The sequence below is a fragment of the Planococcus sp. MB-3u-03 genome (assembly GCF_002833405.1).
Taxonomy (GTDB): domain Bacteria; phylum Bacillota; class Bacilli; order Bacillales_A; family Planococcaceae; genus Planococcus.
The window spans coordinates 1,335,380-1,360,981 of record NZ_CP025135.1 but is presented as its reverse complement, the minus strand read 5'-3'; the positions used below and the strand labels follow the sequence as shown (position 1 = coordinate 1,360,981).

The 25,602-nt window shown below is 49.5% G+C and carries 21 protein-coding genes and 5 pseudogenes; all 26 read right to left on the bottom strand.

Annotated elements, in window-relative coordinates:
* Positions 1-6 precede the first annotated feature (6 nt).
* Positions 7-483, bottom strand: coding sequence for a transcriptional regulator NrdR (gene nrdR / locus CW734_RS08100; protein WP_101190108.1), 477 nt, complete (start codon positions 481-483; stop codon positions 7-9).
* Positions 484-604: 121 nt separating this feature from the next.
* A complete protein-coding gene (gene speD, locus CW734_RS08095; RefSeq protein WP_068868886.1) occupies positions 605-988 on the bottom strand; it encodes an adenosylmethionine decarboxylase in 384 nt (127 codons plus the stop codon).
* 312 nt (positions 989-1,300) lie between these two features.
* Positions 1,301-2,320, bottom strand: a complete 1,020-nt coding sequence (locus CW734_RS08090; RefSeq protein WP_101190107.1) for a glyceraldehyde-3-phosphate dehydrogenase — start codon at positions 2,318-2,320, stop codon at positions 1,301-1,303.
* A 106-nt stretch (positions 2,321-2,426) separates the two neighbouring features.
* The gene (gene coaE, locus CW734_RS08085) at positions 2,427-3,023 is read right to left on the bottom strand and encodes a dephospho-CoA kinase (protein ID WP_101190106.1); all 597 of its coding nucleotides are present in this window, start codon (positions 3,021-3,023) and stop codon (positions 2,427-2,429) included.
* Positions 3,024-3,032: 9 nt separating this feature from the next.
* Positions 3,033-3,902 carry a bifunctional DNA-formamidopyrimidine glycosylase/DNA-(apurinic or apyrimidinic site) lyase gene (mutM, locus tag CW734_RS08080; RefSeq protein WP_101190105.1) on the bottom strand — a complete coding sequence of 290 codons (870 nt, stop codon included), beginning with the start codon at positions 3,900-3,902 and terminating at the stop codon, positions 3,033-3,035.
* Positions 3,903-3,915: 13 nt separating this feature from the next.
* Positions 3,916-6,545: pseudogene (gene polA / locus CW734_RS08075) on the bottom strand (DNA polymerase I).
* Positions 6,546-6,611: 66 nt separating this feature from the next.
* Complete coding sequence (gene hflC / locus CW734_RS08070; RefSeq protein WP_101190104.1) at positions 6,612-7,592, bottom strand: protease modulator HflC; 981 nt, start codon at positions 7,590-7,592, stop codon at positions 6,612-6,614.
* The gene (hflK, locus tag CW734_RS08065; RefSeq protein ID WP_101190103.1) at positions 7,592-8,566 is read right to left on the bottom strand and encodes an FtsH protease activity modulator HflK; all 975 of its coding nucleotides are present in this window, start codon (positions 8,564-8,566) and stop codon (positions 7,592-7,594) included. The genes hflC and hflK overlap by 1 nt, the downstream gene beginning before the upstream one ends.
* A 171-nt stretch (positions 8,567-8,737) precedes the next feature.
* A complete protein-coding gene (locus tag CW734_RS08060) occupies positions 8,738-9,958 on the bottom strand; it encodes a carboxylate--amine ligase (protein WP_101190102.1) in 1,221 nt (406 codons plus the stop codon).
* A gap of 9 nt (positions 9,959-9,967) precedes the next feature.
* Positions 9,968-11,368 carry a two-component system histidine kinase PnpS gene (pnpS, locus tag CW734_RS08055; protein WP_101190101.1) on the bottom strand — a complete coding sequence of 467 codons (1,401 nt, stop codon included), beginning with the start codon at positions 11,366-11,368 and terminating at the stop codon, positions 9,968-9,970.
* The gene (locus CW734_RS08050; protein ID WP_101190100.1) at positions 11,365-12,072 is read right to left on the bottom strand and encodes a response regulator transcription factor; all 708 of its coding nucleotides are present in this window, start codon (positions 12,070-12,072) and stop codon (positions 11,365-11,367) included. The genes pnpS and CW734_RS08050 overlap by 4 nt, the downstream gene beginning before the upstream one ends.
* Positions 12,073-12,117: 45 nt before the next feature.
* Positions 12,118-12,594 (bottom strand): MaoC/PaaZ C-terminal domain-containing protein, encoded by a 477-nt coding sequence (locus tag CW734_RS08045; protein WP_101190099.1) that lies wholly within the window; start codon positions 12,592-12,594, stop codon positions 12,118-12,120.
* A 159-nt stretch (positions 12,595-12,753) separates the two neighbouring features.
* Complete coding sequence (mdh, locus tag CW734_RS08040; protein ID WP_101190098.1) at positions 12,754-13,692, bottom strand: malate dehydrogenase; 939 nt, start codon at positions 13,690-13,692, stop codon at positions 12,754-12,756.
* Between the two features lie 62 nt (positions 13,693-13,754).
* Positions 13,755-15,020, bottom strand: a pseudogene (gene icd, locus CW734_RS08035) (NADP-dependent isocitrate dehydrogenase).
* Positions 15,021-15,098: 78 nt separating this feature from the next.
* Positions 15,099-15,263: a citrate/2-methylcitrate synthase gene (locus CW734_RS19930; RefSeq protein ID WP_442956956.1), complete on the bottom strand. Its 165-nt coding sequence runs from the start codon at positions 15,261-15,263 to the stop codon at positions 15,099-15,101.
* Positions 15,264-15,397: 134 nt separating this feature from the next.
* Positions 15,398-15,454 carry a hypothetical protein gene (locus CW734_RS19925; RefSeq protein WP_442956967.1) on the bottom strand — a complete coding sequence of 19 codons (57 nt, stop codon included), beginning with the start codon at positions 15,452-15,454 and terminating at the stop codon, positions 15,398-15,400.
* Positions 15,448-16,208: pseudogene (locus CW734_RS08030) on the bottom strand (citrate/2-methylcitrate synthase); the annotation flags it as partial. The pseudogene CW734_RS08030 and the gene CW734_RS19925, both read right to left, overlap by 7 nt.
* Before the next feature lie 182 nt (positions 16,209-16,390).
* On the bottom strand, positions 16,391-16,777 hold the full coding sequence (locus CW734_RS08025; RefSeq protein ID WP_058381084.1) for an FxsA family protein: 387 nt from the start codon (positions 16,775-16,777) through the stop codon (positions 16,391-16,393).
* Between the two features lie 31 nt (positions 16,778-16,808).
* Positions 16,809-18,566 carry a pyruvate kinase gene (gene pyk, locus CW734_RS08020; RefSeq protein ID WP_101192165.1) on the bottom strand — a complete coding sequence of 586 codons (1,758 nt, stop codon included), beginning with the start codon at positions 18,564-18,566 and terminating at the stop codon, positions 16,809-16,811.
* A 20-nt stretch (positions 18,567-18,586) separates the two neighbouring features.
* Positions 18,587-19,546: a 6-phosphofructokinase gene (pfkA, locus tag CW734_RS08015; protein ID WP_101190097.1), complete on the bottom strand. Its 960-nt coding sequence runs from the start codon at positions 19,544-19,546 to the stop codon at positions 18,587-18,589.
* A 140-nt stretch (positions 19,547-19,686) separates the two neighbouring features.
* Positions 19,687-20,636 (bottom strand): annotated as a pseudogene (gene accA / locus CW734_RS08010) (acetyl-CoA carboxylase carboxyl transferase subunit alpha).
* Positions 20,633-21,510 (bottom strand): annotated as a pseudogene (accD, locus tag CW734_RS08005) (acetyl-CoA carboxylase, carboxyltransferase subunit beta). The pseudogenes accA and accD overlap by 4 nt, the downstream one beginning before the upstream one ends.
* 95 nt (positions 21,511-21,605) lie before the next feature.
* Positions 21,606-21,884 (bottom strand): hypothetical protein, encoded by a 279-nt coding sequence (locus CW734_RS18815; protein WP_232787206.1) that lies wholly within the window; start codon positions 21,882-21,884, stop codon positions 21,606-21,608.
* Positions 21,885-21,927: 43 nt separating this feature from the next.
* Positions 21,928-22,134, bottom strand: coding sequence for a FadR/GntR family transcriptional regulator (locus CW734_RS18810; RefSeq protein ID WP_232787205.1), 207 nt, complete (start codon positions 22,132-22,134; stop codon positions 21,928-21,930).
* A gap of 420 nt (positions 22,135-22,554) precedes the next feature.
* Positions 22,555-22,779: a single stranded DNA-binding domain-containing protein gene (locus tag CW734_RS18805; RefSeq protein WP_232787204.1), complete on the bottom strand. Its 225-nt coding sequence runs from the start codon at positions 22,777-22,779 to the stop codon at positions 22,555-22,557.
* A gap of 27 nt (positions 22,780-22,806) precedes the next feature.
* Entirely contained in the window at positions 22,807-25,599 is a 2,793-nt protein-coding gene (gene dnaE / locus CW734_RS07995; RefSeq protein ID WP_232787203.1) for a DNA polymerase III subunit alpha, read from the bottom strand.
* Positions 25,600-25,602 lie beyond the last annotated feature (3 nt).

The following is a 25,602-nucleotide window of genomic DNA, read 5'->3' as shown; positions in this document are numbered from 1 at the left end:
ACCGCCTTATTTGCTGTCCTTGTCACCGGGATTGCGGTCAAGCAGATCCTTGAGTTCATCGATGAAGACCGTAATGTCTTTGAACTGGCGATAGACGGATGCGAAGCGGACATAGGCCACTTCATCGATATCCGCTAACCGGTTCATGACCAGTTCTCCGACTTCTTCCGATTTCACTTCAGGATTTCCGCTCCGGCGAAGTTCTTTTTCGATATCGAAAACGACCCCTTCAAGCATGTCGAGCGAGACTGGGCGTTTTTCACACGCGCGAATCAAGCCGCGCAACACTTTCTCGCGGCTGAATTCTTCACGGGATCCATCTTTTTTCACGACGATCAGCGGCATCTCCTCCACCTTCTCGAACGTGGTGAAGCGATAGCCGCATGCTTCACATTCACGACGCCTGCGGATTGATTTCATTTCATCTATTGGCCGCGAATCTACTACGCGGGTGCCGTTATGCTGGCAAGCTGGACATTTCATGGTAGACATCTCCCCGAAAATTCTCTATCTGGTAGTAACAGTATAACAAAAAAATTCCCCAAACATTAGAAAAAGCAGAGGATTTTCTCCTCTGCTTGTGTTTTGCGTTATTAGCGGCCAGTTACACCGTTAGTGACACTTTTGTCGCTCCGGCGCCGACTGGTCCCATGCCGCGTGGCACTTCAGTTACTTCGCTTTGTTTTGAATCCAAAGCTTGTGCAATGTAATCAGCTGCAATTGTTGGATCAAGATCACCGCAAGTATACACATCGACACTCGCGTACCCGTGTTCCGGGAAGCTGTGGATAGTCAGGTGTGATTCCGAAATGATGACTACGCCGCTGACACCCTGTGGTGCAAATTTATGAAAAGCGACTTCGCGGATTTCCGCACCTGATTTGAGTGCTGCATCAACAAAAGTCTTTTCGATATAATCCATATCGTTTAATTTGTCAAAATCACACTGCCAAAGTTCTGCGATTACGTGACGTCCCATAGTTTCCATGGTTCGTTTCCCCCTTTGATAACATTTTGGTTTTGCGCAAAATATTCAAAGTTGACTACCACGGGGGAAAGTTAGTCCAGAGAGGTCCTAACCCTTTAAGCAGTCATAAGAATAATAATATACGCTCCTAATTCCTTGCTCTACATAATAAATAGAATTGAGAAGTGGTAGCCGTTTTTGGCTACGATTCATAGTATATGATGAATGTTTTCGAAATGCAATAAATAAATGCTCCAGCGGGCATTTTTTTTAATACAACGACAAAAAAAGATTCCGCTATTCTAATAAGAAGAAAAGCGGAATCTTTTTGCATTATTTTGAAGCGACAGCCATAGAATTGGCTACCTTTTTCATTAAGTCAACAACGCGGGCCGAGTAGCCCCATTCGTTATCGTACCAAGCGAGCACTTTCACTTTGCGGTCGCCCATGACAATGGTAGTCAAGCCGTCAACGATTGCAGAACTTGGGTTCGTATTGAAGTCGATCGACACAAGCGGCTCCATCGTCAAATCGAGAATGCCTGCAAGCGCGCCTTCCGATGCATCCGTGAATGCACGATTGACGTCTTCTACCGTCACATCCTGCTGGACATCAACGACAAGGTCGACGAGCGACACATTTGGCGTCGGGACACGAAGCGCTAGGCCATGCAATTTCCCTTCCAATTCAGGAAGAACGAGCGACAAAGCTTTGGCAGCCCCCGTTGAAGTCGGAATAATCGACTGTCCACAAGCGCGTGCGCGGCGAAGATCCTTATGCGGGTTATCCAAATTCTTTTGGTCATTGGTATACGCATGAACCGTTGTCATCAAGCCGTTTTCGATGCCGAATGCATCATTCAGCACTTTAGCGACAGGCGCCAAGCAATTCGTCGTGCAGCTGGCGTTGGAGATGATGTGATGTTTGTCGACATCCAATTTATCATCATTGACACCCATCACGATCGTGATGTCTTCATTTTTACCAGGAGCAGTCAAGATGACTTTCTTCGCTCCCGCATCCAAATGAAGCGCAGCTTTATCGCGCGAGTTGAACTTGCCTGTCGCTTCGATGACGATATCGACGCCCATTTCCCCCCATGGGAGTTTCAATGGATCGCGCTCGTTAACCAATTGAATACGCTTTCCGTTTACAACCAACGCATTTTCTTCCGCTTTCACTTCACCGGAGAAGGTACCGTGATTTGTGTCATACTTAATCAAGTGAGCAAGTGTTTCTGCCGGATAACCGGCGTTGACCGCCGAAATTGTCACGTCATCCATCAAAACTGCTTGTCTGAAAACCATACGGCCGATGCGGCCAAACCCGTTAATTGCAATCGAAACTGTCATGTATTTGTCCCCAATTAAATAAGTCATACTTATATTTTAATTCGATATATAGTATAACACATTATTTACTTAAGAGAACCTGAAAACAAAAGAAAGCGCATACTTTTTACGGATGTGTCTGCCAATTGTCTAATATGCGCATTAATTGGCGCTTTGTGTTATCAAGAGAACCGTTGTTATCGAGCACTTCATCCGCCCCTTGTTCTTTAACGCTTAACGGCAATTGCGAAGCGATCCGCGCTTTTGCTTCCTGTTCAGCCAATCCATTGCGCTCCATCAGGCGTTTTAGCTGTTCCTGCTCCGATACAGTGACGACCAGGATCTTGTCGACCATATGCTGGAGTTTGCTTTCGAATAACAGCGGAATGTCCATGATAACGGTTTCATATCCTTCATCCAAAAATGCTTGGCGCTGCCTAAGCATTTCCCGGCGTATTGCCGGGTGGATGATGTCATTCAATTTTTTTCGGCTCGCTGGATCGTTGAAGATGATTGCCCCGACTTTCTCGCGGTCCATCGACCCGTCAGCGCGTATCACTTCCGCGCCGAAAGCTTGCTCGATGCTGTTCAATGTTTCCGTTCCGGGCTCGACCACTTGTCTGGCGACCAGATCTGCGTCAACGACCGGATATCCCAATTCCTTGAGCATTTGCGAGACGGTGCTTTTGCCGCTCGCGATGCTGCCGGTCAATCCGATGATCATGTATTCTCCTCATTTCTGGCAAGATGGGCAATAGACAGACGCCCGGCTTGCGATTTTCACTGTTTTGGTCTCTGTCCCACAAACCGTGCACGTCTTCTTGCCGTACATGCCAAAACGATTCTGCATGCTGCCTGATTCTCCGTTGATCTTTCGGTAATCGGAAATCGTGCTGCCCCCCGCTTCGATGCTCTCGAGCAAAATGGCGGCAATGGCCTGGAACAATTCAATTTTACGCTTGCGGCTGATGCGGCTTGCGGCGCGTTTCGGGTGGATCTTCATGCGAAATAGCGCTTCTGTGGCGTATATATTGCCACATCCCGAGATGACCGTGCCGTCCATAATAACTTCCTTGATCGGCTTGTTGCGGAATTTCGGGCTTTCCGATTGCTGCAAAAACCATTCAAGTGCCCCGTCGGCAAAAGGCTCCGGCGCCATCAATAGAAGCGGCGGAAAATCCGCTTCGGTTCCGAGCACACGCATTTCCCCGAAACGCCGGATATCCGAGAATGCCAGCAAGTTGCCGTCATCGAGCGTCAGCACCACATGAACGTGCCGCCTGAACTTATCTTCCGGGATCGACAGCAGGCTATCGACGAAAAACCAGGCCCCCGACATGCCCAGATGGTTGACGAGCAGGAATTCCTGCTCGTTTTTCATGGTCATGTAAATATATTTGCTGCGCCGTTCGACGGCGAGTATTTGGGCACCGGTCAGACGCTCTTGAAAGTCATCCGCTTCGATGCGCTTCAAGATCGCTTCTTTGCCCGATTGCTTTGATTTTCGGATCGTATCGGACACATCGACCGAGACGATGCGTTTGCCGATCGACACAGGGCGGATTTGCCGGACCACCCCTTCTACTTCCGGAAGTTCCGGCATCATACATTCCTCCTTATTTTGTATCGTACCAAGTATCGCCTGATGCGATATCGACTTTCAATGGCACATTGAGTTTCACGGCAGACTCCATGACTTCCGGAACCAGTTCCATGAGTTTTTCGAGTTCTTCGGCAGGTGCTTCAAAGATCAGTTCATCGTGCACTTGCAAGATCATCTTCGACTGCAGCCCTTCGCGTTCAAGTGCAATATCCATTTCGATCATCGCCTGCTTGATGACATCGGCCGCACTTCCCTGAATCGGCGTATTCATCGCGGTGCGTTCCGCAAAACTGCGCAAATTGAAATTCGAGCTGTTGATGTCCGGCAAATAGCGGCGGCGGTTCATCAATGTCGTGACAAAACCATCTTTTTTCGCCTGTTCGACAATTGAGGTCATATAGCCCTGCACGCCTGGGAAACTTGCCAAATACCGCTCGATAAAGTCAGCCGCTTCTTTGCGGGTGATATTCAAGTTTTGCGACAAGCCGTAGTCGCTGATGCCATAGACGATGCCGAAATTGACCGCTTTGGCAGCACGGCGCATGTCGGAAGTCACTTCTTTGAGCGACACATTGAAGACGTCGCTAGCTGTTTTCGTGTGGATATCCATATCCGATTGGAAAGCTTCGATCAAGCTCTCGTCTTTCGACATATGGGCAAGCACGCGCAATTCGATCTGTGAATAATCCGCCGCAACCATGACCCATCCAGGTTCTGAAGGGACGAACGCTTTGCGGATTTTGCGTCCTTCTTCCAGGCGCACCGGGATGTTTTGCAAGTTCGGGTTCGTGGAACTGAGCCTTCCGGTTGTCGTCAAGGCTTGCTGGAAACGGGTATGGACTTTGCCGTCTTCGTGAATCTCTTTCAATAAACCTTCAATATACGTCGACAGCAATTTGCCGAGCTGGCGATACATCAGGATATGGTGGATGATTTCGTGTTTGCCTTCCAATTTCTCCAGCACATCCGCTGCAGTCGAGTAGCCGGTTTTGGTTTTTTTGATCGCCGGCAAGCCCAATTGTTCGAATAGGATGACCCCAAGCTGCTTCGGCGAATTGATATTGAACTCCTGTCCGGCAAGCGAATAGATTTCCTGTTCGATCATGCCGAGCTTGCGCTTCAATTCCACGCCCATGTCAGCCAATTGGCCGCGGTCCACTTTGACGCCGAGCGATTCCATTTGCCCGAGCACTTTTGCGAGCGGCAGCTCCAATTTATCGTATAAGTCAAATTGCTCGTTTTCTTCCAGCTTTTTGACGACCACGGGGCGCACATTATAGATCGCCCTCGCTTTTCTCGCCATATGTTCATTCAATTCAGCCGCTTCAGGAACTTTCTTCTTCGCCCCTTTGCCATAGACCTGCTCGTTGGTCGAGACATCCGAATAGCCGTATTCACGGACAATATCAGCCAAGTCCGTATACTTCAGCGACGGATTGACGATATAGGCGCCGAGCATCAAATCAAAGTCGACCCCATCGATCTTAATGCCTTTTCTGAGGAATGCCGCAGTCGCCGCTTTGAATCGGACATATTTTGTTGGCCGCCGCGTCTTCGAGCCACGCCTTCAGCGCTTCCGATTGTTCCGCCACTTCCATCGGGATGACATAAGTCGCTTTGTCGGATGCCAATGAAACGCCCAGTAAATCGCAGCTATGGTAATGCTCATCATATAGTTCCAGATGGACCGCCATGCCGTCTTCGAGCAAGCTCTTATCGACCGTTTCAAGCACTTCGAAATGCAGCTCTTCCTTCTCAGTTTCCTCTGCGGTATAATCCAGCTTCTCCAGCAATGATTTAAAGGCGAGCCTCGTTCCAGATACGCACCAATTCATCCTGGTCAGGGCCTGCATAATCAAGTTCATCGATCGACACTTCCACTGGTGCTTGACGTTCGATCGTCGCGAGCTTTTGGACAGATAGGCAAGCTCTTCATTTTCCACGAGCTTTTCTTTCATTTTGCCTTTTGCTCTTCGATTGCTTCAGACTCCTTCAACCGATCCGTGTTTGGCGAGCAGCTTCAAAGCCGTCTTTTCGCCGACGCCCGGCACTCCCGAATGTTATCGGAGGAATCGCCCATCAAGCCTTTCATATCGATAATCTGCAGCGGCGTCAGGCCGTATTTTCTTGGATATGGTCCACCGTATATTTCTCGATATCGGTGATACCTTTTCGTGTAATGTAGACGACTGTCGAATCTGAAGCGAGTTGCGTCAAGTCCTTGTCTCCCGAGACGACGACGACCTGATCGCCTGCCTGTTCGGCTTGAAGGCTCAGCGTGCCGATAATATCATCCGCTTCGTAATTATCAAGTTCGTATTGTTTGATTTGGTAGGCTGAAAGCAGCTTGCGCAAATATGGGAATTGCTCGGACAGTTCAGGTGGAGTCTTTTGCCGTCCACCTTTGTATTCTTTATATGCTTCGTTGCGGAAAGTTGTTTTCCCGGCATCGAATGCCACCATCATATGTGTCGGCTTTTCTTCCTCCAATAGCTTTTGCAGCATCGTCGTGAAGCCGTAAACTGCATTCGTGTGCACTCCGTTGTCGTTCGTCAATAATGGCAGCGCGAAAAATGCGCGGTATGCCAGGCTGTTGCCATCGAGCAATAAGATTTTCTTTGACACAAAATTACCCCTTTCCATAAAAAAGCCGTCATTCCCTTTATTTTACCACGCAGGCAAATAGAAGAGAAATGACGGCTCCAGGCGCTATTCAAGATTTCCGGATAACAGTCTTGCATATGGTGAGTCCGACGGCATGATGATGACCGTATCTTCACCGACCGTTTTCGAATACGATTCGAGTGAACGGTATAGCTCATAAAATTCAGGGTCTTTCGAGAACGATTCGTTGTAGATCTGGGCTGCTTCCGATTCGCCATCCGCTTGGATCAAGGCCGCTTCTTTTTTGGCGGTCGCAATGACTTCCTGGGCTTCGCGTTCGGCTTGCGCCTCGATTTCACGCTTGCGTGCATCTCCTTGCGACAAATAATCCTGCGCAGTCGAATCCCGCTCCGAGATCATCCGCGTAAAGACGGCTTGTTCGTTTTCCGATGGCAAATCGGTACGCTTCATCCGCACATCGACAACCTCGATGCCATATTGATCTGTGTTGAGCAATTCATTGACTCTTTCGGTGACCGTATCGTTTAAGCTTCCGCGCGATGAATTCTCATCGTTGATGATTTCGTCATAATCCAGCTGGCCGAGCTCGGTGCGCACGACGGAATAAATGAACTCTTCCATGCGCGACTCGGCATTGACGATCGTGCCTGCATTCGAAATCATGCTCAGGGGATCGGTCACTCGCCATACGGCGTAATTATCGATCAAAATACGCTTTTTGTCTTTTGTATTGATTTCCGCTTCCGACACATCATAGGTCATCTGGTATTTCGGAATCGTCGTGACGCTCTGGATGAACGGGATTTTCATTTTGATGCCTGGATCTTCCTGGATTTTGACGACTTCGCCGAACTGCCGGACAACGCGGTACTCGTTTTCCTTCACGACGTAGGTATTGGTCAGGACGATCAACAATGCGAAAAAGACGATGGTTGAGATGAGGATCGGTTTCCAGTATTTCCGGTAATTGATCGGTTCTCTTGGCTCTCTCGGTTTTTTGGCCCGATTTTTATTGCCGAAGATATCCGTCGTATTGGAATTGCCGAATGGCTGTTTTGGATCCATCAGTTGCCGCCCCCTTCTTCAGTTGTTTCTTCTTCCGCTGCCGGCGGTATTGCGGTCTGCATTTCACCGAGCGGCAAATACTTCATCGTTCCTTCATCGTCGTTCATGATATACAATTTGGCGTCCGGCAGCACAGACTCCAAGGTTTCCATGACCAAACGCTGCCTGGTCACTTCCGGATTGCTTTCGTATTCGGCATACAGTTTATCGAATACCGCTACGTCGCCACGCGCCTGTTCGACCCGTTCGACTTTCTGCGCTTCCGCCCGTGAATTAATGGCTGATTTCTCACCTAGAGCTTCGTTGCGTTTCTGGTTTTCGTATTTATTCGCTTCGTTGATTTTCGTATTCATCGTTTCCCTTGCGTCCGTCACGTTCGTGAACGCTGCGCGGACTTCTTCGTTCGGCAGCTCCACATCCTGAAGCTTCACGGCCAAGACGGAAATGCCGATATCGTATTCTTCGATAAGCGATGATAGCAGGTCGCGTGTTTCCGCTTCGATTTCCGCTTTTCCTGAAGTCAAGGCATCATCGATCAAGGAGCTTCCGATGATTGAGCGGATGGATGCTGAGGTGGCATCGTGAAGCATCTCCCGAGGGTCTTCCGCATTGAAGAGAAATTTTTTCGGATCGGTGATTTTCCACTGGACGACGAGATCCGTCAAGACGATGTTTTCGTCTCCTGTAATCATTTTGGTCTCTTTATCGTATGCAGTAACTTCGCCGTCCTCGTTTTGGTCATAGCCGAATTGAAGACTATAGGTTTCTTTCGACATCACTTCCGCTTTTTGGATTGGCCAAGGCATCTTGAAATGAAGGCCTGATTCCGTGACCGTTTCCCCCGCTTCTCCGAAGGTTATGATGACTGCCTGTTCCGATTCATCGACCGTATACCAGGAAGTAAAGACAGCGACCAATAAAAGTATGCCCGCAATCGATAAGCCAATAATCGTCAGCACTCGTTTCGTAGTCATGGTGTTTCCCCCTTTTATCTTTATAACTATGTATACGGAATGATAGTGAAATAGTTTCAGGAAAATAGAAAAAGAGCCCGGGGAGGGGCTCTTTTTCAAGTCATGCGGTTGAAGGGGGTTCTATTAAAGAATAGCACCTGATTGTGAAGCTGGTGTTAAGCCTTTGTAAACTTACCATTGATTGTTTTTGTATTTTTTATAATAATTCACTTGGCGCGCAAAAAGATACAGTTTGCGCTTCATATGGGTATCTTTTTTATAGAACAGCGGATTGCCGTATTTCTTTTCCTTGATCAAGCGCTTGATGTCTTTTTGAACAGCTTGGTTTTGGACGAAGTTGCGCAATACCACTTTCGGGACCACTGTGAATAAGAAATCTTCATTTAAATATGTGATCGGCTTTTCTGTTTTGTAGATCAAGTCATCGACCAAGTACTGTGCCATATTGTGGCCAAGCGCCGTCACGTAATAGCTCGAGCGCCCTTGGCGGATATTCACTTCGAAGACCTTGAACTTCTTGTCACGCGAATCGTATTTCAAATCGAAATTGGCGAAGCCGGTATAGCCGACCGCTTCGAGGAAATGCTGGAGCTTTTGCATCATTTCCTTGTCGAAGCGCGTGATGAGCGCCGTGTAATTGCCGATGGCCGTCACAGTATGCTCCTGCAAAACAACTTGTGCGAAGGTCACCAATTGCGTCTGGCCTTTCGAATTGGCGTAAATGACAGAATCCCACATATATGTATCATCGCCTGGAATGAAATCCTGAATGATCAATTCATCACGGTAGCCGCTTGCCTTGATTTTCTGAACGACTTCGAACAACTCTTTCGGGCTATCCACTTTATAGACTTTTTCCTGGCCTTCGAACTTATTGCGGCTGTATTCGATGCCATTGCTCGGCTTGACGACGACCGGATACATCATATCGCTATCGTCGAACGGCACATCCTGGCTGCAGTCGTAAAAATAAGTCGTCGGTGTATCGATGCCGTGCTCTTTGCATAATTCGTAGAAATTCGCTTTCATTTGCAGCTGGTTCATCAATGCTTCGTTTGGATAGTTGAACACATAATGCTCGCGCAGCACTTTGGCATTTTCGATGATCAAGCGCACGTATAAATCGTTCGTGCCGACCAGCAGCAAAGTTTTGCCGGGAGCTCTGTATTTATCCGCCATGCCGATTAAAATATCAGCGAAATGTTCCGGCTCGGATAGTTTTTTATCAAATTCGATGGTTTCAGTGATCGAGCTCATCTCCGTGAAGGATAATGGCTCTTTGCCGATCAAAATCGGCTTGATGCCGTATGCTTCATGAAATGAAATCGCCATATTATAAGCATTCATATCGGTGCCGACGATGATCGGCAAAAATGGGTGTTTGGTTTCCATATGTTCCTCCTAAATTTCTTCCGCAAGCGGCAAATAAACGGTAAAGGTCGTCCCAACGCCGACTTCGCTTTCCACTTCGACATTGCCATGATGCGCTTCAATGATATGTTTGACGATCGAAAGCCCCAGTCCCGTGCCTCCCGAATTCCGGCTGCGGGCCCGGTCGACTCGGTAAAAACGTTCAAATAAGCGGCCGATTTCGGATGCTTCGATGCCGATGCCTTGATCTTCCACTTTCACGATGGCCTGATCCCCTTCAGCATAAAGCTTCAGCGAAACTCTCGTGTTTTCCTGTGAATAAGTGGCGGCATTGATCAATAAATTGACGATTACTTGGATGAGCCGGTTCCCGTCGCCGTTCACGATAACTGGTGCCAGATCCAATTCAAGGCGAATATTCTTTTCTGTCAGTTTCGGGTGCACCGTTTCGACGGCCCGTTCAATGACGGCTTTCATGTCCGTCGGCTCTAATTCGATATGAAAAGCAGAACGTTCCATATTCGACAGGTTGAGCAAATCATTGATGAGCATTTCCAAGCGGTTGCTTTCCGTCTGGATAATTTCCAAAAATGACAATAAGGTATCCGTATCCTGGTAAGCGCCATCCAGCAAGGTTTCGGAAAACCCTTTGATGGAGGTGACGGGCGTGCGCAATTCGTGGGAAACATTCGCCACAAAATCCTTGCGCACTTGCTCCAATTTTTTCAACTCGGTAATATCGTGGAAAACGATGACCACACCGAGCCAGCGTTCGTGTTCGCCGATGACCGGCGCCCCGTAGACATCCAGGTTCTTCATTTTCAGCCCTTCGGCAAACTCGATTTGATCGCGCGAACGCGTTTCAGTCATGAACACAGTTTCAATGAAGGATTTCAGCTCGGGCGCAATATTAATTTCACGATACAAACTGCCAAGAACCGCTTCACTGCTCAAGCCGGTTTCTTCGAGAAAAGCCCTGTTGACCAAGGAAATCGTCCCTTGTCGGTCAATCATGACCAGTGCACTGCCCATATTCTCAATCAGGGTTTTCAGCCGCTCCTGCTCCATGAGGCGGACAGTCGCGATTTCCTGCAGATTGCGGGCAAGTACGTTGATCGTCTTGTTCAACTCCAAGCTGCCCTGGGCATCGGATTCATAAGCGCGTGCGCGGTAATTCCCCTTCACGAGCTCCACTGCGGTCGCCGTAGCATTTTCTACCGGCTCTACTTGCAAACGGATGATACGGTTTCCGATGACAGCGGATGCCCCGAGGCCTACCAAGAAAATAAGCCCCAACGCCAACCACACAGCGGATTTATTTGCCGCCTCCTCATATAAAGGAAGAAACTGAAGCACGATCAAATAGAGCCCGACGAGCAGCGTACCGATCCACAGCAGCAAGGAGATCAGCAGGCGGCGCCGGAAAGTCATGAACTTTTCGGCTCCTCGAATTTATAACCCAAGCCACGGATCGTTTTGATATAAGTCGGCTTGCGCGTATTCGCTTCGATCTTTTCGCGCAAATGGCTGACATGGACATCGACAATGCGTGTATCGCCGGCAAAATCGTACTTCCATACGGCACTCAATAATTGATCGCGGGTCAACACCCTATTTTTGTTTTCGGCCAAGTAGACGAGCAGTTCGAATTCTTTAGGCGTGAATTCCAATTGCTTGTCGTCCAAAAACACTTCAAATCTATCTGGGAAAATCTGTAATTCTCCGAACACATACGGGACAGACCCATCCTGCTGAATGACAGGGCTTGTCTCTGCCCGGCGCAATACCGCCTTGATGCGGGCAACTACTTCACGCGGGCTGAACGGCTTGGTCATATAATCATCGGCGCCAAGCTCCAAGCCAAGCACTTTATCGAATTCATCGCCTTTTGCCGTCAGCATGATGATCGGAGTGTTCACTTTCTGCTGGCGCAGTGATTTGCACACTTCCACGCCATCCATTGACGGCAACATCAAATCCAGCACGATCAAATCCGGCTTTTCGCTCAGCGCAAGATCGTAGCCTTGTTTTCCGTCATTCGCGATAATCGTTTCATACCCCGCCTGCACCAAATTATACGATAATAGCGTTGCAATCGAATGTTCATCTTCAATGATCAAAAGTTTCTTCGGCATTTTGCATCCTCCACACTCAATTTGGAACCCCCATCCCAAACCGCTTTAGAAATTCTCCATCGCCTGCGTCGTCAATTTGTTTGAGGTCTTCGGCGGTTGTGCCACGATCTTTCCTTCTATGCAAATGGCGCCTTCTTCATCTGTGCCTTCTACACGGATGGTCGCCAAATTCCCCCTTACATCCACATCGGTCACTTCCAATAGGAAATCGACTGTCGCGTAATGGTAGACAGGCTTTTTGAAAACCAAATGCTGTTCGCAAATATACGAACCTGGGCCTGGCATGTACTTGGATACCGCTGATGTGACGATTCCCGTCAACATGATGTTCGGCACGACCGGTTTTTCAAAACTGGTCGTTGATGCAAAATCATGCTGGATATACAAAGGATTTCCATCGTTCGTCAAGCCGAGATACAAGAGCAAATCCTTATCTTCGATCTTTTCCGTCAACTTCAACTTCTCGCCGACTGTAATGTCTTCAATCTTCCTGCCTAATTTGCGTTTTTTTCCGAGCAACACAGGCTTTCCCTCCCCTAAGTGGTTCATATCCTTATAGTATCAATTCCATGCGCACAAGTGCAAGTTCGCTCGCTTTGATGCCCATTGAACGAACGCTCGAATTAGCTTGTCTATATGTATAGAAAAAGCCGGACAGGAAATCCTGCCCGGCTCCGTGTTTTACGCTAATACATCCATGACCGCTTTGACTGATGCAGCGGACTTGTCGAGCGCTTGTTTTTCTTCTTCGTTCAATTCGATTTCAATGATCTTTTCGATCCCGGATGCACCGAGCACTGCCGGAACACCCAGATAGATTCCGTCCATGCCGTATTCTCCTTGAAGATAAGCGATCGACGGCAAGACGCGTTTTTGGTCCTTAAGAATCGCTTCAGCCATTTCCACCAAAGAAGCGGCAGGCGCATAATACGCGGAGCCATTGCCGAGAAGGTTGACGATTTCTGCCCCGCCTTTTCGCGTCCGCTCCACAATTTGCTCGATCCTGTCTTTCGGGATAAGGGTTTCAAGCGGGATGCCGCCAGCAAATGAATAGCGGACAAGCGGCACCATATCATCCCCGTGGCCGCCCAGCACGAATCCTGTAATGTCTTTGACGGACAGATTGAGCTCTTCTGCTACAAAACTGCGGAAACGTGCCGAATCAAGCACGCCGGATTGGCCGATGACCCGTTCTTTCGGAAAACCGGATTCTTTAAAAACAGTGTAAGTCATTGCATCCACCGGATTGGTCAGCACCAAAATTGTCGCATTTGGCGAATGGGCGACGATTTCTTTTGTGACGGATTTCATGACTTTCTGATTGGTCTGCACTAAATCATCGCGGCTCATGCCCGGTTTTCTGGCTACGCCCGCCGTGATGATGACGAGGTCGGAATCTTTCGTGTCCCCGTAATCCGAAGTTCCTGTAATATGTGCATCAAAATTCAACACAGGCGCTGCTTCCGCCATATCCAGCGCTTTTCCTTTGGCCGGATCTTCCATTGCAGGAATATCAACGATGATGACATCCCCCAATTCTTTCTGCGCCAGCAGGAATGCTGTCGTGGCGCCTGTGAATCCAGAACCGATTACCGAAATCTTTTTGCGTTTGAATGTCATGAAAAACTCCCCTTTCCGTCGGATGATACAACAAAGAGGAGGCAGAAGCCTCCTCTTTCATTTTACATGTTTTTAATTAGCTCATCAGCGAATGCAGATGTTTTCACTTCTGTAGCGCCGTCCATTAGACGAGCGAAGTCATAAGTGACAACTTTAGACGCGATCGTTTTTTCCATAGAAGATGTAATCAACTTCGCAGCTTCTGTCCAGCCAAGATGCTCAAGCATCAAGACGCCTGAAAGGATAACAGAAGATGGGTTTACTTTATCTAGTCCAGCATATTTCGGAGCCGTACCGTGAGTCGCTTCGAAGATTGCGTGTCCTGTGTCGTAGTTGATGTTCGCGCCAGGTGCAATTCCGATTCCGCCGACTTGCGCAGCAAGTGCATCAGAAATATAGTCGCCGTTCAAGTTCATTGTTGCAACAACATCGAACTCGCTTGGACGTGTAAGGATCTGCTGAAGGAAGATATCAGCGATGGAATCTTTAACAAGGATTTTGCCTGAAGCCAAAGCATCTTCTTGCGCTTTGTTCGCAGCATCTGTTCCTTTTTCGTCTTTGATTGCATCGTATTCGTTCCACGTGAAGACTTTGTCGCCGAATTCTTGCTCAGCCACTTCATAGCCCCAGTTTTTGAAAGCTCCTTCAGTGAACTTCATGATGTTCCCTTTGTGTACAAGCGTTACGGAATCGCGGCCTTCAGTCAACGCGTAGTTGATAGCAGCACGTACCAAACGTTTTGTTCCTTCTTCAGAAATCGGTTTGATGCCGATACCTGATGATTCAGGGAAGCGGATGTTTTTGACGCCCATTTCGTCAGTAAGGAATGAGATCAATTTTTTCACTTCGTCGCTGCCGTTAGCGTATTCGATACCAGCGTAGATATCTTCAGTGTTTTCACGGAAGATGACCATGTCAGTATCTTCAGGGCGTTTAACTGGTGAAGGCACGCCTTCGAAATAACGTACAGGACGCAAGCAAGTGTATAGGTCAAGCTCTTGGCGAAGTGCCACGTTCAATGAACGGATACCGCCGCCGATTGGCGTAGTAAGAGGCCCTTTGATTGCGATCAAGTATTCGCGGATAACGTTAAGAGTTTCTTCTGGAAGCCATTCGCCAGTTTCGTCGAAAGCTTTTGGCCAGCCAAAACTTCTTTCCAGACGATTGATTTTCGCCGTTATAAGCTTTGTTTACCGATTCTTCCAATACGCGTGAAGCTGCGTTCCAGATATCCGGTCCAGTTCCGTCACCGATAATGAATGGGATGACTGCATTGTTAGGGACGTTCAAGACGCCATTTTCTACTGAGATTTTTCGCCGTTCGTCATGTGTAAGTTCCTCCTGAGTTCAAAGTCATAGGGCTGCACATTGTGTCAGCCCCATCAAATTTTATTGTATTGCCTGAATTAACGTTCTTCAACCGGCACATAGGTCTGCATGCCAGGCCCGATGTATTCCGCACGCGGGCGGATCAAGCGGTTGTTCGAGTATTGCTCTAGGATGTGCGCGAGCCAGCCCGACGCACGGGATACCGCGAAGATCGGCGTGAACAAGTCATGCTCGATGTTCAACGAGTGATAGACCGAAGCCGAATAGAAATCGACGTTTGGCGGAAGCGGTTTTCGCTGGTCACCAATTCTTCGATTTTCACGGACATGTCATACCATTTCGATTCGCCGCGAAGCTCTGTGAGCTTTGCGACATTTCACGCAAATGCTTCGCGCGGGTCGCCTTTTTGGTAGACGCGGTGGCCGAAGCCCATGATTTTCTCTTTGTTCGCCAGTTTTCTTTGATGACCGGTTCGACGTTCTCGACGGACCCGATTTCTGTAAGCATCTTCATGACTTGCTCGTTGGCGCCGCCGTGTAGCGGGCCTTTCAGGCGCCGATCGCTGCCGTCACGCCGGAATAGACGTCAGACAAGGTCGCGACTGCGACACGCGCCGTGAACGTCGAAGCATTCAGTTCGTGGTCGGCGTGAAGTACAAGCGCTTTATTGAACGCTTCGACTTCGATGTCTTTTGGCTCTTCGCCAGATAGCATGTACAGGAAGTTCGCCGCGAAGCTGTAATCCGTTTTCGGCTGGATCGGTTCTTTGCCGGCGCGGATGCGGCCGAATGCCGTCACGAGCGTCGAGATCTTCGCCTGGATTTTGATCGCTTTGCGGTAGTTCGCCGCATCTTCCATCACTTCCGCTTCTTCGTCGAAGAGGCCGAGCATGGAGACCGCTGTGCGCAGTGCCGCCATTGGATGGACGTGTTTGATGTCGTATGTCTTGAAGTGGTCAAGCACCGCTTGCGGTACCGCCATGTTGTCAGCAAGCTGCTGTTTCAGCTCTGCTAGTTCGTCTGCCTTCGGCAAACGCTGGTGCCACAAGAGGTAGATCACTTCTTCGAAGCTGGCGTTGTCCGCCAGATCGTCGATATTGTAGCCGACGTATGTAAGGGTATCATCGATGATCGAGCTGATCGCCGATTGTGTTGCGACTACACCTTCTAAACCTTTTGATGATGTCATGTAAATCTCTCCTTCTACATTCTACTTCATCATTCCAAAAAGACAGAATAATGAGCCATCTGCTTTCATGCACTTTTCCGTAAATGGACTTACCTAGTCATTATAATCAACTTTGTACAATTTGTGAATGAAAACGCTTGGTAAAATTTAAAACGATTGCCTTATGATGAATGAACCCGGAATTATCCTACGATAATCCGGGTATTTTTCATCTTCTTCTGAAGCATCCGATAAACGAGAGGCTTGTAAAGTTTTTGCGTCGGGGTGAACAATAAGCTGAACCCGACTGCATCTGAAATAAATCCAGGCGTCAGCAGCAATGTACCGCCGACCAAAATAAAGGCTGCGCCAATCAGGCGGTCGCCCGGCGGCTGCATCTGGTTCATGCTCGATTGGATATCACGGATCGCTTTCAGCCCTTGGCGTTTTGCCAAGAAAGCCCCGAGCAATCCAGTCGCCACAATCAAGGCGAGTGTCCAGAAGAACCCGATCTGCCCGCCTGCCCAGATCAAAATCGCAAGCTCAAGAGTCGGTACGATCACCAATGCCAGAAAGATCCACTTCATCATAATAGTCAATCGACCTCCAAACTTTCTTTACTTATACACTTGCATGACCGTGATAAATGACGCCGGCATCTGCATCGATCGTGATATCCTGGCCGGATTCGACTTTCGTCACTGCATCTTTGACGCCGACGATTACCGGAATCCCAAGGCTTAACCCCACTACTGCTGCGTGGCTTGTCAAACCGCCTTCTTCAGTCACGATGCCTGCACAATTATTGATGGCGTCCATCATGTCGCGGTCAGTACCGTAAGTGACGATGATTTTGCCTTCGGTGTCCATTGCCAATGCTTCTTCAGCATTGCGCACAACCACTGCTTCGCCGAAGCCGACGCTCTTGCCGATGCCTTGCCCTTTCGCCAAGATGTCGCCGATGACGCGCAGCTTCATCAAGTTGGTTGTTCCTGCTTCACCAACTGGAACGCCCGCTGTGATGATGACAAGGTCACCGTGCTTGATCAAGCCGTGCTTAAGCGCTTCTACCACTGCGACATCAAGCATTTCATCTGTCGATTCAACGCGTGTTCCAACAATCGGCTGAACGCCCCAGATCAAAGTCAGTTTGCGTGCAGTCCGTGCAGTTGATGTCACTGCAATGACTGGCGAACCTGGACGGTATTTCGAAATCATTTTAGCCGTTTGGCCGCTTTCGGTCGGCGCTAAAATTGCCTGCACGCGCAAGTTAAGCGCGGTGTATGCAACTGCCTGTCCGATCGCTTCTGTCATATTCGATTCTTTTTCTTTGCGGCGGTTGGAAACGATTTGTTTATGGTCAAGTGCAGCTTCCGTTGTCTCTGCAATGCGGTGCATCGTTTCGACTGATTCTACCGGATAAAGCCCTGCTGCCGTTTCGCCTGATAGCATAATTGCATCCGTGCCGTCAAAAATGGCATTCGCGACATCGCTTGCTTCTGCGCGTGTCGGGCGCGGGTTGCGCTGCATGGAATCCAGCATTTGAGTCGCCGTAATTACCGGCTTCCCTGCACTATTGCATTTGTTTATCATCGACTTTTGAACAATCGGCACTTCTTCTGCAGGAATTTCTACACCAAGATCTCCACGTGCAACCATCAGGCCGTCTGAAACCATGATGATTTCATCCAAGTTATCGACGCCTTCCTGGTTTTCGATTTTCGGAATGATTTGGATATGAGATCCGCCATTTTTCTCCAGCAAGCTGCGGATTTCCATAACATCTGAACGTCTGCGAACAAATGATGCAGCGACGAAGTCGACATCCTGTTCAATGCCGAATAAAAGATCAGCCGCGTCTTTCTCAGTGATTCCTGGCAATTGAACGGATACGCCTGGAACGTTAACGCCTTTTTTCGTTTTCAATGTACCGGCATTTTCAACGACCGTATGGATTTGGCCGCGTTCTTTATCGATGCTTGTAACGCGCAATTCGATCAATCCATCATCCAGCAAAATCATCGAGCCTTCATGGACATCTTCAATCAGTTTTTCATACGTGATCGAAAACATTTCTTTTGTGCCCAGCACTTCTGTCATGGAAATCGTGATTTCCTGATTAGTTTCGAGTTCGATGGAATCATTTTCCATTTTATGAGTTCTGATTTCCGGGCCTTTTGTATCCAAAAGAATCCCTACTGTGATGCCAGTCTTCTCTGAAGCTTCGCGGATGCGCTTGATGCGCAAGGCATGCTCCTCGTGGTCGCCGTGCGAGAAGTTCAGACGGGCAACGTTCATGCCCGCTTTCATCAATTGTTCTAGTACTTCCGGTGATTCACTTGCCGGCCCGATTGTGCAGACGATTTTCGTTTTCTCAATAGACTCACTCAATTAACTGTTTAAATTGATAATTCTTTAGAAAGCTTGTACAAACTCATATCGGCATCGTGCTCTTTTTCGAACGCCGTTGTCATATCATAGTCTACCACCTGATGATTTTTCATGCCAATCGCCAGTCCGCCTTTTCCTTCGAGCAACACTTCTACTGCACGTGCGCCGAATAGGCTGCCGAGCACACGGTCGCGGGCAGTGGGCGTACCACCGCGCTGGATATGTCCAAGAACCGAAACGCGCGTTTCTACATTCGTCTTGCCCGAAATCAGCTCAGCCAGCTCCCCGCCGCTCATGACACCTTCTGCCACGATGATGATGCTGTGTTTTTTGCCGCGCTTGCGCCCGCTTTCGAGCCGTTCAAGCATATCGTCGATATCAAACGGTTCTTCAGGAATGAGGATCGTTTCGGCACCGCCTGCAAGCCCAGCCCATAAAGCCAAATCTCCGGCGTCTCTGCCCATCACTTCGACGATGAATGTCCGCTCGTGGCTTGTCGCCGTGTCGCGGATCTTATCGATCGCTTCGATGACAGTATTCAATGCCGTATCAAAACCGATCGTATAATCCGTCCCGGGAATATCGTTATCGATCGTTCCCGGCACCCCGATGCTCGGGAATCCTTTTTTCGTCAAAGCCATCGCGCCGCGGTATGAACCGTCTCCGCCGATGACCACTAAGCCTTCAAGCCCGTTTTTCTTCATCTGTTCGATTGCTTTCCATTGCCCTTCGTCTGTCCGGAATTCGTCACAGCGGGCAGAATAGAGCTTCGTGCCGCCGCGCTGGATAATATCGCCGACATCTCCTGCTTGCAAGTCTTTAATATTGCCTTCAATCAAGCCTTGGTAGCCATAATAGACGCCAGCCACTTCGATGCCATGGTAAATGCCTTTCCGGACGACTGCACGAACCGCTGCATTCATCCCCGGCGAATCGCCGCCACTTGTCAACACTCCAATTTTCTTCACCAAAACCGCCTCCTGCACTTCCTTTTTACTTTATTCACCTTACCACGCAGGGCTTGCGCTGTCAGTCCATAACTCCTGTTCAGCATGCGTTTTTTATTGAATTCCGAAAAATAAAAAGGCCGCTTTACGCGGCCTGATTTTTATTCTGTGAAAACACCGATTGCCCTGAATTTCTCATAGCGCTGTGAAATCAATTGTTGTGCGCTCAAGCCTTCCAATTCCTTCAATGAATAACGGATTGCGCCGCTGATCAATTGTGCTTGGCGGGCGGTATCGTGATGCGCGCCGCCGCGTACTTCGGGAATCATATGCTCGATGATGCCCATCTCCAAAAGATCGGGCGCCGTGATCTTCATGGCTTCCGCAGCAGTTTTCGCAAGCGCCGCATCTTTCCATAGGATCGATGCCGCTCCTTCAGGCGAAATGACCGAGAACGTCGAGTTTTCAAGCATCAAGATCTGGTTGCCGACGCCAAGCGCGAGTGCCCCGCCGCTTCCGCCTTCCCCGATGACGATCGACAGCACCGGCACTTCAAGCCCGGCCATCTCCACAAGGTTGCGGGCGATCGCTTCACTTTGCCCGCGTTCTTCTGCAGCTCTTCCCGGGTAAGCGCCTTTCGTATCGATCAGGCAAATGACCGGACGGCCGAATTTCTCTGCCTGCTTCATCAAGCGTAAAGCTTTCCGGTAGCCTTCAGGATGCGGCATGCCGAAATTGCGGCGGACGTTTTCTTTCGTATCCTTGCCGCGCTGATGGCCGATGATCGTCACCGGCTGCCCTTCAAAACTCCCGATGCCGCCGATGATCGCCTCATCGTCTCCGTAGACACGGTCGCCGTGCAGTTCGATAAAATCCTTGAAGACGAGTGGCAAATAATCCAAAGTCGTCGGGCGTTCCGGATGGCGCGCCACTTGAACGCGATCCCATGGTTTCATGTTCTCATAGATTTCTTCCTCGAGTTTTGCAAAACGTTCTTCTAAAGAAGTGATTTCCGAACTAAGATCGACATCCGCCGTTTTCGTATATTCCTTCAATTCTGAAATCTTTTTCTTAATTCAATCAAAGGTTCTTCAAACGCCATCGTCTTCATTTTCTTTTAGGCATCGGATCCAGCCCTTTCACATGCAATTGCACAATAGTCGACAGCGTCTCGCGCATTTTAGAGCGATGCACGACCGCATCGAGCTGGCCATGGTCAAGCAAAATTCCCGCCGTCTGGAAGTCTTCCGGCAATTTCTCGCGCACAGTCTGTTCGATGACGCGCCGCCCTGCAAAGCCGATCAATGCTTTCGGTTCCGCCAAATTGATATCGCCGACAGAAGCAAAGCTCGCAGATACGCCGCCAGTCGTCGGATGCGTCAAGATCGATACGAACAATAGGCCTTCATTCGAATGACGTTTTAATGCAACACTCGTTTTCGCCATCTGCATCAGCGACAGCACGCCTTCTTGCATGCGCGCTCCACCGCTTGCTGTAAAGATCAAAATGGCACTTTCAATTTAGTGGCCAACTCGACAGCACGCGTGATTTTCTCGCCGACCACTGAGCCCATCGAGCCCATACGGAAATGCGAATCCATTACGGCCACGACCACTTGCTGGCCATTGATTGCTCCAGTCCCCGTGAGAACGGCTTCGTTCAAGCCGGTTTTTCACTGTCGGCCTGGACTTTTCGCTGTATCCCGGGAAATTCAGCGGGTTTTCAGACTTCAAATGATCGTCTACCGAATCAAAGCTTGAATCGTCTAACAGGTGGGCGATTCGTTCACGTGCCGTCATCTTGAAATGATGGTCGCATTTCGGGCATACTTTGCCCAAATTCTCCAATTCCTTCGTCAAGGTGATGTGCTTGCAGTTCGGGCATTTCGTCATCAAGCCCTCCGGCACATCTTTTGCCGCTTTGGAAGGGATCGTCGCTTCTTTTCATCTCGTTTTCGCTTGAATATATCTCGTATCATTGCCATTGTGCATCTCTCCTTTAATTAAGACGCTGCTCCAGGCTTTAAACTCCCGGATGGCCGTTTCGGCATCCTGCTGCTCGATCGCCTGCAGGATGTTTTCAGCAAGGGTCTCTCTTCCGGCATGACTTCGCCGTCATAAGGGTTGCCCCATATTGTTTTAATAAGAACCAAATTTTCAGCGACAGGCGGTTGCCGGACAGCACCATCAATTCGCGGACAAAGTCTTCCCTTATGAATTCATCCCCATCAAGCCGCTCACGTAAACTTTCCCATACCGGAAGTTTGGACGCATCGCTTGCGCAGATGGCCTGGATTGCCGCGGTTTCGTGTATGCACATCGTCTCCCGCACATCTTCCAAGGTTTTATTGTCCTGCAAAATGAAGGTCGCCAGCAATTCGACGAGCCGATGCTTTCTCGGGTCAGCTAAAATGTCCCTTCCCTCGCCGGGTTTCGATAAGCCCCAGCAATTCCAGGCTGCGGGCGCTTCGGATCGTCGAACGCCCGACCGCCAACTTTTCAGCCAACTCCCGTTCGGAAGGGATCCGGTCGCCCGGCCGAATGTTCTGTTCCCGAATCATGTCCCGCATTTCACTTACAATATTTAAATAGCGTTTTGGCTGATTCATGAAAACTCCTTTTGTTTCCATTTTTGAAAGTGGTCTGACCACTAATCTTTCTATACCTTACAAAAATTTCGGCTGCCGTAAAGAAAAACTGCATTTCTTTTTGAAATGCAGTCCAGCTTGTCTAGAAAGGTAAAAGCCGTATTTTCCAGAAGCTTATCGCTCGCTTTCCGTGGGCTCGCGCCCAAGCCTCCTCATCTGCTGCGCGTCTTGCGGGGTCTCAGGTCGTCTCGCTGATCCACCGGAGTCGAGCGAACACTTCTCAAATACTTAAATAGCTCATTGATTTTGAATGTCGAAAAGATCATCCCATTTTAATTCATGACGTATTAATAGACTTCTTTAACACTCTGGACTGCATTTCTTTTAAGAAATGCAGTCCGTTGTCGATTCTGTTATATGAATGTGGCTCATTTTGTTCTTTCACAATGGTTTTGCAGATGATGGTCGTCTTGCCTTGGCGGATTTCAGCTGTTCCTGGATTTCGAGCAAGGCATCTTTATCCAGCATTTCGTTGTATTGCGCATACTCTTTCGGGAACAGCGTAACCGATGCCACCGGTTTCATCCTGCAAGGTGACAAAAGCCATCGCATCGCCTTTTTCGTGCGGATGCGCCGCACATCTTCCACCAGCCCGAGCACTTCCACTCGCTCGCGGTCTTTTTCTTCGGCAGGTCATTGAGCGCTATGTAGGCTTTGTTGCGCTGCTCTTTTCCGTTCCACGGGATGTGTGCTCAAATAAAAGCCGAGTGCTTCTTTTTCAAAGTCGAGCTTGAGCCCGTCCGGCATCGGTTCGGCTTTGGTGTATTTCGGTTTCATGAAGCTAGATCCCATGTCATCGAACAAACCGGGGTCTTCATTCGGCTTGACCAGTTCCGCATGCTTGATTGCGCTGTCAAGCGACGCGAGCAGGACGGCCCGGTCTTTCCCAAGATCGTCCAGTGCCCCGGCCTTGATGAGCGGCTCGAAAGCCTTGCGGGTGAAATGAACTGCCGATATCCGTTCCGCGATATTGAACAGGCTTTGAAAAGGCCCGTCTTTTCTCGCTGCGAGAATGGCTTTGACAGCTGTGCCGGGAACGCCTTTTACAGCGCTTAGCCCCGTGCGCACCTGTTTTTCTTCCGATGAAAAGCCGTAGCGGCTCTTCGCGATGCATGGCGCGGCGAGCTGAATTCCGCGTTCTTTCATTTCACGCATGAACTGTGCCGTTTTCTCATTATTTCCTTGGCTGTTCGATAACAGCGCGGCATAGAACTGCACAGGATAACGGGCTTTCATATAAGCCAGCTGATAGGAAATCATACTGTAGGCGACTGCGTGGCTTTTCGGGAAACCGTAATCGGCAAAACGCACGATCAAGTCATAGACGTCTCCCGCTTCATTTGCAGTATAGCCTTTTGCGGTAGCGCCGCCGACGAAATGCTGGCGCTCTTCGTCGAGGATTTGGCGATTTTTTTTGCTGACAGCACGGCGCAATAGATCGGCCTCGCCTAAGCTGAAGCCCGCCATTTCAGCGGCGATTTTCATGATCTGCTCCTGATAGACGATGACGCCGTATGTTTCCGACAAGATCGGTTCCAGCACCGGATGGATATAGGCAACCGCCTCTTCGCCATGCTTGCGGCGCGCATAAAGCGGGATGAAATCCATCGGGCCTGGGCGGTACAAGGCATTGACCGCGACAATATCGCCGAATGCGCTCGGTTTGATGAGCATCAAAGCGCGCCGCATGCCCGGCGACTCCAGTTGGAAAATGCCCGCTGTATCGCCTTTCGCCAGCAAGGCATATGTTTCTTTGTCATCGAGGGGCAGGCTTCGGTAATCGACCGAGAAATTCAAGTCGCGCTTCAGCATATGTGCCATGTTTTCCAAAATCGTTAAATTACGCAATCCGAGAAAATCCATTTTCAATAAACCGATCGCTTCAAGTTCCTGCATCGGCCATTGAGTGATGAAAACATCGTCATTCCCTTTTTCAATCGGGACATAATCCACCAAAGGCCCCGGGCTCAAAATGACGCCCGCTGCGTGAATCGAAGAATTCCGGGGCAGGCCTTCCAGCTTCAGCGCCGTCTTGAACCATCGTTCACGCGCTTCATTGCCGATGATCCATCCCTCCAGCGCCTTCGATTCGCGGAGAGCTTTGCGCAAGGTGATGCCCGGCCGGCTCGGGATGAGTTTTGAAATCTTCTCGAGTTCTTCAGCTTCAAAACCGAACACCCTTGCCGTGTCTCTCGCGACCGCTTTTGCGGATAAAGTGCCGAATGTGATGATTTGGGCCGTCTGCATAGCACCGTATTTTTTCGCAACGTATTCGACGACTTCATGGCGTCGGTGATCCGCGAAGTCAATATCGATATCCGGCAAAGTGACACGCTCCGGATTCAGGAAACGCTCGAATAATAATCCGTGGGCGAGCGGGTCCACATCCGTAATGCGCAGCGCGAAGGCAACGAGCGAACCGGCAGAGGATCCGCGGCCCGGGCCGGTCAGGATGCCCCTTTTTCTCGCATAGGCCATGAAATCGGAAACGATGAGAAAATAATCGATATAGCCCATGGCCGAAATGACGCCCAGTTCGTAATCGAGCCTGTCCGAATAGCTTTGTTCCAATTTCCCGAGACGCTCTTCCAGCCCCTTCAGGCAAACCGCACGGATGAGCTCGTTTTTGTCGTTGCCTTCCTTTACAGGATATTTCGGCAGCAATTGGCGGTTGAGCGGAATGGTGACATGACAGTTCATAAGCAGCGCCTTGCTTTGTTCCAGCCATTCAGGGTGGTCTGAAAACCACTCTGATAATTGTGCTTGCGTCGGCACGAATGCCGCTGAATGTTCGGGCTTCGGGCGTTCAGGGTCGCTTAACTTGAACCCTTCTCCGATCGACCTCGCCACTTCATACGCAAAGGCATCTTCTTGTTTCACATAACGGCATTCCTGGCTCGCCATGAATTGGAGTCCGAATGACGAGCAGAATTCGGTAAATGCTTCTTCGGTTTCCTGCACACTCCCCCCAGGCCGCTCGATACTGGCATATAAACGATCCCCGAATAAACGCGACAAGCTGCCGAGCGCTTCGCTGCGGTCTGTCAGTACCCACACCGCATTGTCGGGAATCACGCATAATAAGCCTTCCTGATAAGCTGCCAACCATTTTTGTGGGATGGCTTCCACATCGCGAGTCGATAATGCACTCGTCAGCTTCAATAGCATCTGGTAGCCGGTATTGTTCTGTGCATACAGCACCACAGGCAATGCGGCACCGTCAAAGTCGACGGGCACGGAAAGACCGAGCACCCCGTGGATGCCGGCCTTTTTGCAGGCGTCCCAAAATGGCAGGACGCCGTATAATTTGGAATTGACTAAGGCTGCCGCGCTCGCGCCTTGTTCGGTGAGAACTGCAAACAGTTCTTCCAGGCGAATCGTACTTTGCAGCGGATCAGCCGCCGTCACGATATGCGGGTAGACCATTTC

Bases quoted from the DNA above. Each gene is read 5' to 3' on its own strand.
- nrdR (WP_101190108.1), bottom strand. From the start codon at position 483: ATGAAATGTCCAGCTTGCCAGCATAACGGCACCCGCGTAGTAGATTCG.
- speD (WP_068868886.1), bottom strand. From the start codon at position 988: ATGGAAACTATGGGACGTCACGTAATCGCAGAACTTTGGCAGTGTGAT.
- CW734_RS08090 (WP_101190107.1), bottom strand. From the start codon at position 2,320: ATGACAGTTTCGATTGCAATTAACGGGTTTGGCCGCATCGGCCGTATG.
- coaE (WP_101190106.1), bottom strand. From the start codon at position 3,023: ATGATCATCGGATTGACCGGCAGCATCGCGAGCGGCAAAAGCACCGTC.
- mutM (WP_101190105.1), bottom strand. From the start codon at position 3,902: ATGCCGGAACTTCCGGAAGTAGAAGGGGTGGTCCGGCAAATCCGCCCT.
- hflC (WP_101190104.1), bottom strand. From the start codon at position 7,592: ATGGATCCAAAACAGCCATTCGGCAATTCCAATACGACGGATATCTTC.
- hflK (WP_101190103.1), bottom strand. From the start codon at position 8,566: ATGACTACGAAACGAGTGCTGACGATTATTGGCTTATCGATTGCGGGC.
- CW734_RS08060 (WP_101190102.1), bottom strand. From the start codon at position 9,958: ATGGAAACCAAACACCCATTTTTGCCGATCATCGTCGGCACCGATATG.
- pnpS (WP_101190101.1), bottom strand. From the start codon at position 11,368: ATGACTTTCCGGCGCCGCCTGCTGATCTCCTTGCTGCTGTGGATCGGT.
- CW734_RS08050 (WP_101190100.1), bottom strand. From the start codon at position 12,072: ATGCCGAAGAAACTTTTGATCATTGAAGATGAACATTCGATTGCAACG.
- mdh (WP_101190098.1), bottom strand. From the start codon at position 13,692: ATGACATTCAAACGCAAAAAGATTTCGGTAATCGGTTCTGGATTCACA.
- CW734_RS08025 (WP_058381084.1), bottom strand. From the start codon at position 16,777: ATGATGAAGTGGATCTTTCTGGCATTGGTGATCGTACCGACTCTTGAG.
- CW734_RS18810 (WP_232787205.1), bottom strand. From the start codon at position 22,134: ATGAATCAGCCAAAACGCTATTTAAATATTGTAAGTGAAATGCGGGAC.
- dnaE (WP_232787203.1), bottom strand. From the start codon at position 25,599: ATGGTCTACCCGCATATCGTGACGGCGGCTGATCCGCTGCAAAGTACG.